The 13,801-nt window shown below is 70.5% G+C and carries 9 protein-coding genes and 12 tRNA genes; 4 read left to right on the top strand and 17 right to left on the bottom strand.

Features of this window, described 5'->3' with window-relative positions:
• Positions 1 to 111: 111 nt before the first annotated feature.
• Positions 112 to 1,335 (top strand): formylglycine-generating enzyme family protein, encoded by a 1,224-nt coding sequence (locus WME89_RS35940; protein ID WP_438004155.1) that lies wholly within the window; start codon positions 112 to 114, stop codon positions 1,333 to 1,335.
• 21 nt (positions 1,336 to 1,356) lie between these two features.
• Here WME89_RS35940 and WME89_RS35945 read toward each other — a convergent pair whose 3' ends face one another.
• Positions 1,357 to 2,325 (bottom strand): ornithine cyclodeaminase family protein, encoded by a 969-nt coding sequence (locus WME89_RS35945; RefSeq protein ID WP_438004156.1) that lies wholly within the window; start codon positions 2,323 to 2,325, stop codon positions 1,357 to 1,359.
• A gap of 271 nt (positions 2,326 to 2,596) precedes the next feature.
• On the opposite strand from WME89_RS35945, the gene WME89_RS35950 reads away from it, so the two are divergent.
• The 3 genes from WME89_RS35950 (at position 2,597) to WME89_RS35960 (ending at position 6,246) form a co-directional block, all read left to right on the top strand.
• Positions 2,597 to 3,355 carry a DUF4215 domain-containing protein gene (locus WME89_RS35950; protein ID WP_438004157.1) on the top strand — a complete coding sequence of 253 codons (759 nt, stop codon included), beginning with the start codon at positions 2,597 to 2,599 and terminating at the stop codon, positions 3,353 to 3,355.
• 36 nt (positions 3,356 to 3,391) lie between these two features.
• The gene (locus WME89_RS35955; RefSeq protein WP_438004158.1) at positions 3,392 to 4,444 is read left to right on the top strand and encodes a hypothetical protein; all 1,053 of its coding nucleotides are present in this window, start codon (positions 3,392 to 3,394) and stop codon (positions 4,442 to 4,444) included.
• 1,226 nt (positions 4,445 to 5,670) lie between these two features.
• Positions 5,671 to 6,246 (top strand): HPF/RaiA family ribosome-associated protein, encoded by a 576-nt coding sequence (locus tag WME89_RS35960; RefSeq protein ID WP_438004159.1) that lies wholly within the window; start codon positions 5,671 to 5,673, stop codon positions 6,244 to 6,246.
• On the opposite strand, the gene WME89_RS35965 is transcribed toward WME89_RS35960, so the two are convergent.
• From WME89_RS35965 to WME89_RS36040, 16 genes are all read right to left on the bottom strand, one after another.
• Positions 6,243 to 8,381 carry a protein kinase domain-containing protein gene (locus tag WME89_RS35965; protein WP_438004160.1) on the bottom strand — a complete coding sequence of 713 codons (2,139 nt, stop codon included), beginning with the start codon at positions 8,379 to 8,381 and terminating at the stop codon, positions 6,243 to 6,245. The genes WME89_RS35960 and WME89_RS35965 overlap by 4 nt on opposite strands.
• Before the next feature lie 124 nt (positions 8,382 to 8,505).
• Positions 8,506 to 8,991 (bottom strand): HNH endonuclease, encoded by a 486-nt coding sequence (locus tag WME89_RS35970; protein WP_438004161.1) that lies wholly within the window; start codon positions 8,989 to 8,991, stop codon positions 8,506 to 8,508.
• A gap of 104 nt (positions 8,992 to 9,095) precedes the next feature.
• Positions 9,096 to 9,168, bottom strand: a tRNA-Leu gene (locus WME89_RS35975).
• A gap of 4 nt (positions 9,169 to 9,172) precedes the next feature.
• Positions 9,173 to 9,254: transfer RNA gene (locus WME89_RS35980), tRNA-Leu, on the bottom strand.
• A 15-nt stretch (positions 9,255 to 9,269) separates the two neighbouring features.
• Positions 9,270 to 9,343, bottom strand: a tRNA-Pro gene (locus WME89_RS35985).
• 93 nt (positions 9,344 to 9,436) lie between these two features.
• A tRNA-Glu gene (locus WME89_RS35990) sits at positions 9,437 to 9,510 on the bottom strand.
• Positions 9,511 to 9,599: 89 nt separating this feature from the next.
• Positions 9,600 to 9,673, bottom strand: a tRNA-Gly gene (locus tag WME89_RS35995).
• A 185-nt stretch (positions 9,674 to 9,858) separates the two neighbouring features.
• Positions 9,859 to 9,930 (bottom strand) — tRNA-Ala (locus WME89_RS36000).
• Between the two features lie 186 nt (positions 9,931 to 10,116).
• Positions 10,117 to 10,188, bottom strand: a tRNA-Asp gene (locus WME89_RS36005).
• A 7-nt stretch (positions 10,189 to 10,195) separates the two neighbouring features.
• Positions 10,196 to 10,319: transfer RNA gene (locus WME89_RS36010), tRNA-OTHER, on the bottom strand.
• A 66-nt stretch (positions 10,320 to 10,385) separates the two neighbouring features.
• Entirely contained in the window at positions 10,386 to 12,065 is a 1,680-nt protein-coding gene (locus tag WME89_RS36015) for a TROVE domain-containing protein (protein WP_438004162.1), read from the bottom strand.
• A gap of 100 nt (positions 12,066 to 12,165) precedes the next feature.
• Positions 12,166 to 12,240, bottom strand: a tRNA-His gene (locus tag WME89_RS36020).
• Between the two features lie 12 nt (positions 12,241 to 12,252).
• Positions 12,253 to 12,325: transfer RNA gene (locus WME89_RS36025), tRNA-Pro, on the bottom strand.
• A gap of 102 nt (positions 12,326 to 12,427) precedes the next feature.
• A tRNA-Asn gene (locus tag WME89_RS36030) sits at positions 12,428 to 12,499 on the bottom strand.
• Between the two features lie 169 nt (positions 12,500 to 12,668).
• A tRNA-Lys gene (locus WME89_RS36035) sits at positions 12,669 to 12,742 on the bottom strand.
• A gap of 700 nt (positions 12,743 to 13,442) precedes the next feature.
• Positions 13,443 to 13,619, bottom strand: a complete 177-nt coding sequence (locus WME89_RS36040; RefSeq protein WP_438004163.1) for a hypothetical protein — start codon at positions 13,617 to 13,619, stop codon at positions 13,443 to 13,445.
• Between the last annotated feature and the right edge of the window lie 182 nt (positions 13,620 to 13,801).

Genomic DNA, 13,801 nt, shown 5'->3' on the forward strand with positions numbered 1-13,801 from the left:
TGCCGGGCGAACCCAGGAGCGCGCGGCGACGGCAGCGGCTCGCCCTGCGTGGCGCAAGCACCGGCGCGCGGCGCTGTGGACACCGACCGAGCGGCGGCTGTAGGAATGGATATGCTCAGCAGGCGCGCGGGATGGTGGTGGGCGGCGCTGGCCTTCATGGCCAGCGGTTGTACGGCGCTCCTCGGGCTGGACAAGGACTATCACCCGCTGGGCGGCGCGGGCTCGGGCGGCGGCGACACGGGCTCGGGTGGCGGCGACACGGGCCCGGGCGGCGGCGACACGGGCTCGGGCGGCGGCAGCGCTGGCCATGGCAGCGGCACCGGCAGCGGGCAGTGCACGCCTGGCGACGCGCAGTGCTCCGACAACCAGGTGAGGCGGTGCGACGACGGGGGGCAGTGGGACGCCCCGGCGCCGTGCGCAGCGGATGCGCCCGTGTGCAGCGACGGGGCGTGCGCGACGCCGCCGAGCTGCGACGGACTGCCGTCCACGTGCGGGCCTGAGGGCAATGAGAGCTGCTGCGCGACCGGGATGGTGCCCGGGGGGAGCTTCAACCGCGGCAACGATCCAGCGTTTCCCGCGACGGTGAGCGGCTTCTTGCTGGAGCGCTTCGAGGTGACCGTGGGGAGGTTCCGGAGGTTCGTGGAGGCGTATCCAGGGAGCCAGCCAGCCGCGGAAGCGGGAGCGCACCCGAGCATCCAGGGGAGCGGGTGGAACCCGGCCTGGAACGGCGAGCTTCCTCCGGACGCGGCGGCGCTGCGAGCCGCTGTGTCATGCCAGCCGGACAACCCGGACATGCCGACGTGGACCGACGAGGCCGGCGCCCAGGAGCACCTCCCGCTGAACTGCGTGAGCTGGTACGTGGCCTTCGCGTTCTGCGCGTGGGACGGGGGCCGCTTGCCGACGGAGGCCGAGTGGAACTACGCAGCGGCCGGAGGGGACGAGCAGCGGCAGTATCCATGGTCGAACCCGCCGGAATCGACGGAGATCGACGCGAGCTATGCCTCCTACGATTGCAGGGACAGCGCAGCCCCGGGCTGCACGTTCCAGAGCGACTTCGGAGACATCGTGCCTGTCGGGTCCCGGTCTCCGAAGGGCGACGGGCGGTGGACGCAGGCGGATCTCGGCGGGAGCATGCGGGAATGGATGCTGGATGGATACGGGGCTTACCCGGCCGAATGCATCGATTGCGCGAACTTGACGGACACCGCCGAGCGGGCGGTGCGCGGCGGGAGCAGCTTCGGCACCCCGCGCTACCTGCTGTCGTCCGAGCGTGTCAACGTCTCGCCCGCGGCCCCCTACTACAGCCTCGGCGTCCGGTGCGCGAGGACGCCCTAGGAGGCAGCGCTCGGCGGTGGATCAGCTGAAGAAGTCGAACGCCATACCGGCGCCCTTGCTGCGCGCGGCGGCGTAGAGGACGCGGGCGAGCGCGACGTCCTGGATCGCGAGCCCGGTCGAGTCGAACACGGTGATGGCCGCGTCCCCGCGCCCGGTCAGCTTGCCCGCGACGACCTCGCCGAGCGTCCCCTGGATGTGCTCGCGGTGCAGGGCGCCCTCGTGCAGCGGCACGTTGACCTCGCCGCTCTCGGTCGCCTGCGCCCAGTCGTCGATGATCACGCGCGCGTCCAGGAGGATCTGCGGTTCGAGTTCCTGCTTGCCGGGCGCGTCGGCGCCCATCGCGTTGATGTGCGCCCCCGGGCGGACCCACGCGCGCTGCACGACGGGCGCGCGCGCGGTCGTCGACGCGCAGACGATGTCGCAGCCCGAGGCCTCTTCCACGGAGACGGCGCGCCCCCTCGCCTCGGCCGCGAACTGCTCGCTCGCCTCGCGCGACACGTCGGCGGTGAGGACCTCCAGCTGATCGCCGTAGACGGCGCGGTGGGCGTCGAGCAGGAAGCGCGCCTGCACGCCGCAGCCGACGAAGCCGACGGTCCGTGGGTTCGGCCGCGCGAGGTACTTCGACGCGATCGCCGACGCCGCCCCTGTCCGGACGGCCGTGAGGCGGGTCGCGTCCATCACGGCGAGGGGCGACGCCGTGGCCGGGTCGCTGAGGATGTAGAGCCCCCTGACGCACGGCAGGCCAAAGCGCGCGGGGTTCTTCGGGTGCGAGTTGACCCACTTCACGCCAGCTGCTCCGTCGACGTAGGCCGGCATCGCACGAAGATCGCCGTCGTGGGCCGGAAGCCCCAGATACACCTTCGGCGGCATCGCGGCCTCGCCGCGGCCGTGCGCCGCGAACGCGGCCTCCACGGCGGCGATGGCCGCGTCCATGGCGAGGAGGGAGGCCACATCGGACTGGGAGAGGAGCAATGTTTTCTCGGACTTCATCAAGCGCGAACCGTACGCCAGGCCGCCGCCAGACGCACGCGTTCCCACGTCGGTCGGCTGTGCTCGCGCGCTCGGCGGACCGTCTCTCCACGAGTGGTCGCGCCGCTGCTAGGCCCTCACCGCCGCGCGCGGCGCGCCAGGGCGCGCGGAGGACATGAAAGAGGGGTTGGCAGACGATGATGTTGCGCTGAAGAGGGCAGAGCGCTGCGTCGTGGGGTGGGGTCCACCTCGCGTCTCGAGAATCCCTGCTACACGTGCAGCGACGTCGTCGGTGGCATCACGGCAGGTCCACCTGTTCACGCCGCCCGCCGGCCAGTCGGGCACGCTCCTCGTCGTGCTCCAGTCGGACAGCGATCACGGCCTCCACGCCCGCACGACGTGCGCGGACGGCGTCAGCGAGCTCGACTGTCAGCATGAAGACGCCGCCACCGGGAGCGAGCCCGAGGAAGAGGAAATCGAGGTCGTCGTGCGCAGGGGCCATACGGCTCCCGTCGTCGTCGACGCCTACACGCAGGAAGACGCAGGGCCCTGCACGCTGGATTTCTTGTTCTTTCCGACCATCTGCGGCGACGGGACCATCGACCCGCCCGAGGGGTGCGACGACGACAACACGACCAGCGGCGACGGTTGCTCCGCCGAGTGCACCCTGGAGCTCGATGCGGTCTGCAGCGAAGCGCTCGTGGCCTTCCTCGACGACAACGAGGGGGGCACGACGACCGGCACGTCGCTGTTCGAGGGCAGCTGCCTCGGCGACCGGAGGCCGGAGAAGATCCACACGTTCACGCCGCCGAGCGACGGCACGCTGTTGCTGACGCTCTCCTCCGAGACCGACCTGGAGATGTGCGTGCGGACGAGCTGCATGGACTCGGGCTCCCAGGTCGCGTGTATGGACGAGGTCGGCGACAGCGGCGAGGAGGAGCTCGACGTTCGTGTCGACGGCGGAGTGCCCCTGTTCATCTTCGTCGACACGTACTTTTCGACAGACGCTGGGCCTTACACGCTCAACCTCGCCTTCACGCCCGCCCGCTGAGCGCCGGCGCGCCCGGGCGCCCTCTCGTCGGGGCGGATGAGCTACGCTGCGCGCGTGCTCTCCACCCCTCCTCCAGCGCAGTCGTCTCCCCGCAAGCTCCTGCTCGCCGCCGCGGCGCTCGCCGTGTGCGCCTGTCAACCGGCGCCCGCGCCGCCGGCCCACGCCGCGCAGCGGCCGCCAGCGCCTTCCGGCGCGCCCGGCGCCGGCGCGCCGGCGCCGCAGCCCGCGCCGCCCTCCCGCGACGGCGCCGCCCCGCCGACACAGGCGGCCGCAGGCGACGGCGCGGCGAGCGCGGCGCTCGACAGCAGCTCCCCCGTGAAGCTCGCGCCGCCGCCGTTCGCGCAGACGCTCGTCCGGCTCGCGCCGGCCGGAAGCTCCGCCGCGCCGCGCCTCGTGAAGGTCACCGAGCAGAAGAACACGATCACGGACGAGGCGGAGTGGTTCGCCAGGAACGGCCTCTCGCTGCCGGTCCTGCAGGTACCGAGCGGCCCCCAGAGCAACGCCCGCCCCCTCCCCTCCTTCGTCCCCACCCGCTACGGAGATCAAGAGCTCGTCAAGGCCATCGATCATGGAGACCACCTGGCGCTGTTCTACGGCCCGAGCTTCGCCGGCGCGCGCTTCGTCGCGATCCTCGACGCCGCGCACCGGGTCGTCGCCTTCTTCGATTTCGAGAGCTTCCTCACGCCGCCCGCGTTCGCGCCCAAGGAGGCCGAGTTCGTGCGGGGCCATGTCGGCTGGGCCGTGGCCAAGGACGGCGTGCTCTACGTCTCGTCAGGCCACAGGACGTACGCGGCCTCCTCGAAGGGCAAGAACGCCTACCTCTCGGCCCTCGATCTCGCCACGGGGCAGCTCCTCTGGCAGAGCGCGCCGCTCGTCTGCAACGCGGAGAACTTCGTGCTGCGCGGAGATCATCTCCTCTGCGGATATGGCTTCACCGCGGAGCCGGATTTCCTCTATGTCCTCGAGCGCGCCACCGGCAAGGTCGTCTCGAAGCTCCCGATGAAGAGCGGGCCTGAAGTTCTCGTCGAGAAGGAAGGCAAGCTCTTCGTCCGCACCTACGACACGGATTACGTCTTCGATATTCGCTGAGGCGTCGCCCGGGGCGCGCCCGGGCGGCCCGAGGGTGCCGCGCGCCGGTCTTGCGCGCCAGGTGACACCCGGCGCTTCGCGTCAGGGTGCCCCGCGCTCCGGCAGCGGCTCGGGGAGCAGCCTGCCATCGAGGCGCTATGCCCCATCGGCCGCTCATTCTCGGTGCCGAGCGCTTCCTCAGCCGAAGGGGCCTGGCGCCCGGCGATGCGGCACGGCGAGCTCGAAAGCACGCATCCGCGATGGCGACAGAGCGAGCTCATCGGCACGTTGCGAGGCGATGAAGCGGGCCGAGCAGAGGACGCGTGAGACGGAGCTCGCGCTACCGCGGCTCCGCCGTCGTGCTCGCCGTCCTCGCGAGCGACGGCGGCCCACCCTGCGCACCTGATCCCGATCGGCACGGCGAGCGGCCAGCTCGCGCTGCCGGCGCGACGCGCAGGCCCGCCCTCGGCCGCCGGCTCTTGCGACGCCGCTCGCGGCAGCGCCCGCCAGGAGCGGTCCGCGCCATTTCCCGGGCCAGAAGCTCGCGGGTCCCCGCGGATGACGCGAGACGCCCCGCGTGTCGCAAACTGCCCCATACGGGGACGCCCCCTTCCGCCCCGCCACATGGTCGTCCGGCCTGGAGAACGACGAGGGTCGGAAGCTCCTGCTCCTCCACCCGGGCCCGTGTTCCCCGCCCAGGCACGGCGCCGCTCGACCGCAGAGGCGGGCGCTCGTGTCTGCCGTGCTGCTGGGCGGCCGTGGCAGCGAACTTGCTACAGTTTCTTTGAGCACACACGAGGGTTTCATGGTCGCAACGCTCAACCACCCGGAACCTGCGCGGCAGGCGAACCAGAAATCCACCGATGAGCTACAGCGTGATTTGAACCAGAACCACATGGCCGGGCAGAACATCGAGGGCGGCCCCTCTACCCTGAATCCGAGCGTGGAGCTTGCGTCGGGAATCGACGATCCGACGCGCCAGCTTCAGTGCTCCACCTCGGACGGCCCCGGGAGAGCCCGGGCCTACCTGAGTGGGCCCGGCCGCTGCAAGATGCCGTCTACGTCGACCTGGCAGGCTCGGAGCGGCGCGCGCTCCAGACCACCGCGAAGAAGGTCGCGAGGTCGGGACAGTACCTGGTGCACCAACCCGGGTGCACCCCACATGGACTGGAATCGGCTGGTACGAGTCAGCGCCCCCCTGCGACTTCAGTGATGCGTCCCAGCGACGCGGGATGAAAGGAGCCAGAATGCAACTGGAGCTCACGTTCCGACATATCGATAAAAGCCCCTCGCTCGAGGAGCTGATCCGGGAGCAAGCGAACAAGATTCAGCGCTTCAACGACCACATCAACAGCTGCGCTGTCGTGGTCGAGCTCGACCACGCGAGCCAGGGCACGGGGGGAGAGTTCCGCGTGCGCGTCGACCTCCACGTGGCCGGCAAGCACGAGATCGTGAGCGAGGAGCGAGCCGCCAAGAACCTGCTGCCGACCGCGGTGCGCGACGTGTTCCAGCGCGCCGGTCGCCAGCTGAAGAAGCTCGCGAGCGCGCAGCGCAGCGATGTGAAGGCGCACCCGGCGCAGGACACGGCCGGCGTGATCACCAAGCTGTTCAACGATTACGGGTTCATCACGACGACCGATGGCCGGGAGATCTATTTCCACGAGCGGAGCATCCTGTCGGGTCCGTTCTCCGAGCTGAAGATCGGGATGGGGGTCGCCTACACCGAGGAGGACGGCGACGAGGGTCCTCAGGCGAGCACGGTCCGGATCGTCGACGCGCGCGGCGGCAACCGTGGCCGCGAGGAGATCCCCACCCTCAGCTAGATCGTCGTACCGCGCGGCAACGGCGGGAAAGGCGACGGCGGCGGTGTCCAGTCCATCGGGGGCTCGGCCGGCGGCGTCGCGCTCTCCTGTTCCTCTTCCCGCGGAGGGACCGAGTCCCCGTCCGCCGGAGGCTCGGGCCGCGGCGGCGCCTTGGGCTGCCTCGCGGCGCACTCCTCCAGCTTCCTCTCCAGATCGTCGACCCGCTCGGAGGCCTCGTCGAGCCTGCGGTCGAGCGCACCCGCGCGCGCGGACTCGCGCCTCAGCTCGGAGAGCGCGGCCCTGAGCTCGTGCTCGCGCGAGCGGAGGGCGGTCCTCACCCGCTCGCTGTCGTGCTCGGCGCGCTCGAGCCGCGCCGAAAGGCGCTCGCGGTCGATCTCGAGGCCGGCGATCTCGCGCTCCATGGCGCTCTTCGACTGCTCGTAGCGCACGTCGGCTTCCGCCTTCGCGGCGGCGGCGGCCTGGGCCGCGCGCCGAGCGCGCTGCTCGGCGCTCTCGGCCAGGCGCTTCGCCTCGGTCATCGCGTCCCTGGCGGAGTTGGCGCTCCGCGCGTCGTCGCTCGCCTTCATCGCGAGGGCGAGCGCCTCCTCGGTGGCGCTCTGCGCCTCGCTCATCTTCGCGAGCGCCTCCTGCGCCGACGCGTTCGCGGCCGCCTCGAGCCGGCTGTGCTCCCGCGCGGCGCGCTCCGCGGCCTCGGCCGTCCGCCGCGCCCGCGTCGCGTGCACCCAGAACACGGTGGTCGTCGCGACCATGCCCATCAGGACGACCACCCCGAGGGCGAGCAGCGCGCGCGTGAGGCGCTCGCGACGCGCCTCCGCCGCGGCGGCCGCGTCGAGGAAGCTCCGCTCCAGGACGGAGAGATCGTCGATGCCCCGGGCCCACGCGGACAGCTCGTGCAGCGCCTTGCCGCGAGGCAGGAGCCTCGGCGCCTTGCCGCCCGCGGCCCACTGCGAGAGCGCCTCGTCGAACTCCTTCTTCGCCCGGCCGAGCCGGTGCAGCGCGACCGCCACCTCGGCCATGCGCGGCCGCGCCTCGGGATCGAACGAAAGCACCGCGTGCACGAGCGCGACGAGATCGGGCGGCGTCGCCGCGCTCATCGGGGGCGGCCACGCCCCGCTCGGCGCGTCGGGCGTCTGGCCCTCGAGCAGCTCGTAGAGGATGACGCCGAGGGAGTAGACGTCCGCCTTGACGTCGACGCTGCCGGAGTGGCGCTCCTGCTCCGGTGCCATGTAGCTCCTCGTCCCGAGGCCCCACACGCCCTCCTGCGTGAACGGCATCGTGGGCTGCCCCGCGCCCTCGCTGTGCGGCGCGGGCGGGCCAGGCTCGATCGACACGCGCGCCGCCGCGTAGCACGCCGCCACGAGCGGGATCTCCACGGGCGCGGGGTTGATCGCGGGCCGCCCGACGCTCACGAGGGGGAGGCTGCGGAGCGCCTCCTCCTCGCGCGCGCCGCCGTCCGCCGTCGAGTCCGCGGCGCCGGGCGCGGCCCCCACGGTCGGCGCTGACTGCGCCGAGAGCTCGGTGCGGATCACGGGCGCGGACGCGCGCGTGACAGGGCCGCTTCCCTCCAGCTCCAGCACCTCGGGGAGCCCGCCCCAGAGGACCTTCGCGATGCCAAAATCGAGGATCTTGACGCGGCTGCCCCCGGGCGCGAGCTCGTCGTCGACCACCATGATGTTCTCCGGCTTGAGATCGCGGTGGACGACCTTCGACGCGTGGGCCGCGGCCATGGCGGAGGCGATCTGGTAGCCGAGCCGCACGACCTGCCGGGGCCGATCCGCGGCGGGCACCGCCTGCACCCAGTCGCGCAGGCCGCGCCCGTCGAGGTGCTCCATCACGATGTACGGAGAGCCGTCCTCGAGCTCGCCGGAGTCGAAGACGCGGACGATGCCCGGGTGGTTGATGATGTTGACGGCGATCGCCTCCTGCCGGAAGCGGGCCACCACGTCCGGCCGGCGGGCGTAGTCGCCGAGCAGCACCTTGATCGCCGCCCGCGCCCGCGTCTTCGGGTGCCGCGCCCGGAACACCCGCCCCATCCCGCCGCGCCCGAGCTCGCCCTCGATGAGCCACCCGCGCAAGACCGCGGGGAACGGCGCGGGCTCGTCCTCGCCGCGGTCGATGGCCGGAGGCATCTGCATGCCCGGCCATCCTGCACCCGCCCGTCGGCCGGCGGAAGCCCCGACCCGCGCCGGCGCGCCCGACCCATCCCGCGCGCGGGCCATCGGCACATCGACACACGGCACCCGCGCGCGGGGGCTCAGCTCATCCCGAGCTCGTGCAGTAGCCCGCCCACGCCTCCGGAATCCGCCGCTCGCTCAGGCCCATGACGGGCGCCGGCGGCAGCCACTTCGGCTTCACCGGGGCGCGGAGCAGCTTCATGCCGGCCTGCTCCGGCGTCCGTCCCCGCTTCGTCGAGTTGCACGCGTAGCAGGAAGCGACGATGTTGTCCCACACGGTCTTTCCGCCCTGCACGCGCGGGATGACGTGATCGTAGTTGAGCTCGCGGGCCTCCTTCTTCACCCCGCAGTACTGGCAACGGAAGCCGTCGCGCAAGAGGACGTTGGTCCTCGAGAACCGCACGCCGCGCTTCATCTGCAGCGTCGGCCGCTTCAGCCGCACCACCGCCGGCGCCTTGATCGAGAGCGACGGCGACCGGATCTCGTCGTCGTACTCCTCGATCACCTCCACCTTGCCCAGGAAGCTCATCGTGACAGCGGTCTGCCACGGGATGACCTTATGGGGCACCATCCATGGCGTCAAAAGCAGCGTCAGCGCGGTCATGGCTCACCTCTACCGTCTCTTCCTCTTCATGATGTCACTCCAGGTCACGTGCAATCGGCACGCACGATGGGTGCCCGGGGAGGGATTCGAACCCCCAGTCGGCTGGTTCTAAGCCAGCAGCGTTTGCCGTTTCGCCACCCGGGCAGGGTGTCACCGGTGGGACTCGAACCCACATACCCCGAAGGGCGCAGGATCTCAGCCTGCCACGTATGCCGTTCCGTCACGGTGACGTCCGCGCGCCGCGGTCTGGGTGGAGGGATTCGAACCCCCAGTCCCCGGCTCCCGAAGCCGGTGCTCTACCAGGTTGAGCCACACCCAGGATTCTGTCGTCGATCTGTCGATTCGAGCTGGCAGGCTCGCTCGCTCGGGCGCGGGCTCCCGAAGTAGCACGCAGGCGAGCGGAGCGGCCCGGCGTCCCCAGCGGGATTCGAACCCGCGTCTCCGGAGCGAAAATCCGGCCGCCTGAGCCTCTAGCGAGATGGGGACACGAGCATGTGATCAGGAGCGCCGGGCCGCGGGCGAGGTCCGCGTCCCAAGTCGCGGGCGCGGACCTCGCCAGAGGTACGGCGCGTCGCTGGAGCGGTGGAGGAGAATCGAACTCCCGTCGCGAGCCTGGCAAGCCCGCGCTCTACCGTTGAGCTACCACCGCATGTTCATCGAGAGAAAGAGGAGGCATCGAGAGGAAAAGGAGGCGGGCCGCCGGGCACCGCGCGCCCGCACGACGTGCGGCTCGCCGGCCGGCGGCCCGCCTCGGCAGCAAAACGAACGAACGGACAAGGGGTTGCCGTGGGGAGTCCAGTGAAAGTGGTAACCCACGAGCTTCGGCCCGTTCGGTGGAGCGACGAGGGCTCGAACCTCGATCCCTGCCGTGCGAGGGCAGTGTTCTCCCGGTTGAACCATCACCCCGAAACAACGACTCTTACATCAGATCTTCATCGCCACCTCCCTATCTCCTTCCATCCATTGGACGACCATCGCTCGATTTCGTTGGCTCCATTCTCTGCTTTTTTTTCCGCAAACTGCGTGAAGGGCCGGACCACCCCCGCAGGTGCGCTGGAGGCTCTGCGGTCGCCATGACACCACACCACGAGGCGCCCCCGAGGAGGATCGAACTCCCCTCACCTGATCGACAATCAGGCTGCCTCACCAGATGCATACGAGGGCAACGCAGCGCCGCCGGCGGGATTCGAACCCGCGACATCCCAATGAACGGTAACCGTCCTCCTGCGGCCCGGATCGGGCAAGGGATCGGAGGACGGCATTTCAGGTGCTCTCCCAGGCTGAGCTACAGCGGCAAATCAGGGCGCCCAGCGCGCGCCCCCGGCGACGTACGGGCTGGCGGAGCCCGTACGTCGCGCCTGTCACGAAGCACCCCGGGTGAAGTCCGCCATCACCTGAGGGGCCGCCCCGTCGAACCCCACGACGTCAAGCATGCCGGGGTCCGTCGGGTCGGCGATCGAGAAGCCGGTCGACGTCATGCCGACGACGATCAGCCTCGCCGGCCGGCCCATCGCCTGCCGGTAGTCCCTGAGCGCCTGAAACGGGTGCACGTCCCCCGCCCAGGTCTCGTTGTCCGTGTAGATGACGAACGTGTCGACCTCTACCCGGTTCCGCTTCGCCCAGATCATCGGCAGAGCGCAGTCCGTGCCGCCGAAGGGCAGGCCGTTCACTGCGCGCAGCACGTCGTCGAGCCGCTGCTTCGGCGAGATGGACAGCGGCGTGAGCCCGGGCGCTCCCCCGCCCCACTTGCCGCCGTAGCCGCCCGAGGCCGACGTGAAGCCGACCACGGCGACCTCGCGCTCGATCCTCGCCGTCGCCATGGCCATGGCCGCGCTCGCCACGCGCGGCGTCAGGCCGGGCACGCCGGCGATCTGGCCGCTCGTCATCGATCCGGAGACGTCGAGCGCCAGGAGGTGCTTCTTCCTGGTCGGCTCGACGGCCTCGAACGCGAGATAGAACGCCTCGTTCAGCGCGTCGACGATCTCGCGGACCGGGGTCCACGAGAGCGCGCCCTCGCGCCGGCGAGCGCGCTCGCCGTGGCCCTGCTCGTAGACCTTGAGGGCCGAGAGCACGGCGACCGGGTGGACCCTGGCCGCGCGGAGGCGCGCGGCGTCGGTGAGCTGTCGCGCCGCCTTGCGGGACGCGTCGCTCATCGGCGAGAGCAGGCCGACCGCGGTCATCTTGCCCAGATTGCGGATGAGCGCCGTCTGGGGCATGTGCTCGAGCAGCGCATCCCAGACCGCGGGGTCGTTTTTCCACTCGGTCTGGAGCATCTCGTGCGTGAAGCGGTGCTGCCGGATCAGCGCGGTGACCTGCTTCCGGTTCGTCGCCGCGCGGAGCGACTCGAACGCGCGCACCGCGTCCGGCAGCTCCTCCGGGCGCAGCGCCTTGCCGCGCGCCGACGCCTTGCCGAGAGCCTCGACGCCGCCGACGATCCAGCGGTACAGGGCGTCGTGCTGCGGGCTCGGCGCGACCGGATGCGCGAGCCGCAGGAGATCGCGGTGGCTGAAGCCGTCGCGCTGCCGGTACTTGATCGCCTGGTACGCGAGCCTGTCGACGGGCTTGCCGTTGTACCACGCAGCCACCGCGGACCGGAGCCCGCGCCCCCACCTGCGGAACCCCTGCACATCGCTGGCGAAGTGGAAGAGATCCGTCCCCGTGCGGCATACTTCGGGCAAGGCCCCGAGGGCGGCCTTCCGGGTCTCGACCTTGGCGTCGGCGGCGGCCATCGCGAGGGCGAAGATCGCAGGCGCGCTCTTCGGCGCTCGCCCCGAGCCGCTGATATCGACGATGCGCTGCACCGCGCGGGGGCCGTCTGCGGCGAGACAGTCCCCGACAGCGCGGGCGTTCTCCACGGTGAGCTTCCGCTCGGTCGCGTAGTACGTCCCCCCCTCGGCGCCGAGGATGAGCCAGCGGTCGAGCCTGGCCCACTCGTCGAGGGCGAAGACGAAGCCGCCGGCGCTGTTCCTCGCCTGGTCGGCGCGGGCCTTCTGGCGCTGCGGGGTGAGCAGCGCGGCGAAGTGCTTCAGATAATTGGCCATGATACCACCTCCGGCCCGGTGAACCGGGCAAAAAGAGGACGAATAAGCTGCTCGCGCTCGGGTTGATCCCCGAAGATAACCGAGCGCACACGACCCGTCCTGGGTGGGCGTACGGGAATCGAACCCGCCTTCGCAGGGTCACAACCTGCCCTCTTCACCAGATGAGTAACACCCACGCAAGCTATCGTCGGGACCGCCGGAATCGAACCGGCGGATCTCCTCACCCCAGATGAGGCGCCTTACCACTAGGCTACATCCCGCAGCGCTTGCTCGTGGCAAGCGCCATCAGCCCCCCGGCGGGAGGCGAGCCGGTGCCTCGCATGAACGAGGCAGGCTCCGCCCCCCGAGCGCCAGGGGCGCGGCTCCGGCGGGAGGAATCGAACCTCCAACCACCCGCTTAACAAGCGGACGCTCTACCGTTGAGCTACGCCGGAACATGGAGGCGCAGGGCGCCTCCATCTACATTGCACATGGCAGGTTGTCACAGATCGAGTGTTCCCTCTGCCGGTGCTGCGGCGTCGGCAGGGGATCGGCACAGGCGTACCCTCCCCGCCGCCCGCTCCGGGTGGAGGGGCGGCGTTTAAGGCAGACCGGTGCGCCAGGTGGACCCGAGAGGAATCGAACCTCCAGCCGTCCGCTTAAGAAGCGGCTGCTCTATCCAGTTGAGCTACGGGTCCCCGCGGAGGGCGTACCTCCGCGTCGCCTGCCGCATCGGCAGGCCGTGATGATCTGAGAAGCTCGAGCCTCCACATCGAAGGAGCGGACAACCACGGCCGTCCGGCCCCACGCACACGAATATCGATCGCGCCCCGACGAGCGCGCACCCTGACCCTGAAACAGAGAGGGCCGCCCGATTCCCCGGGCGGCCCTCGCACGTCACCATGGACGCGTGAGAGGGAGCCTAGGGCTGCTGCTCCAGCGCGAGATCGCCTGGTCTCCGCGAATGCGGAGCGACATCAGCGCGCGCGCGAGAGCGCTCCGCGGCGCTCGGCGGGAGCAATGCATACCGGCCAATCAGCACGGAGCATTGCCTGGCGCCGAGAATGCACGCCGCGATCATTCGTTTTCGAATCGAATGCTTCCAGTGCATGCGCTACCGCGCCTCCTTTCACCGGGCGCAACTATCCCCCGCCACAACGCAAGACGACGTCGCCCGCGCGGCAAGCAAGACAACCCCTCTCCTCGAACAAGCCCTCACCCACAACCACAGCGTGGCCTGTGGGCTGGCTGCAGCTCACAACGAGCCTACGGCCCACCAGCGGGCCGACAGCCCGCAACGGACGACCTGCTACGACCCCCCCCAGAACGCCGAAGGCCGCCTGGGTTTCCCGAGGCGGCCTTCGCGAACGTCGTCGATCGACGCGTGCTTAGCTGCCTCTAGGCGCCACTATCCGGGTTACCGAGCTTCCGCGACAGGCGGAGGCCGCAGGGATGTCCGGGGTTGTGCGCCAAGGAATCGCCACCCAGCAGATGCCCCCATGCCACGACCGCTTCAAGCGTCCCCACCTTGGCCTGGATGCTGATGAGCTGCATGTTGTCGAGGCGGCTGAACATAACGAATCCTTGTGCGGAATGAGTACTCCCCTTCGATGACCTGCGCAACAGAAAAGTTCCTCGAGTCGATTCTTTTTTCTCCGCGTTCATCGCCGACTCAATGGCCGGGACTCACGGGGTCCCAGCATGGATCAGCGCAATCGAGGAATCCCGCGGCGTTCCGGCGACTTGACGCGATACGC

The organism is Sorangium sp. So ce321, from assembly GCF_051530195.1.
In the GTDB taxonomy this organism is placed as follows: domain Bacteria; phylum Myxococcota_A; class Polyangia; order Polyangiales; family Polyangiaceae; genus Sorangium.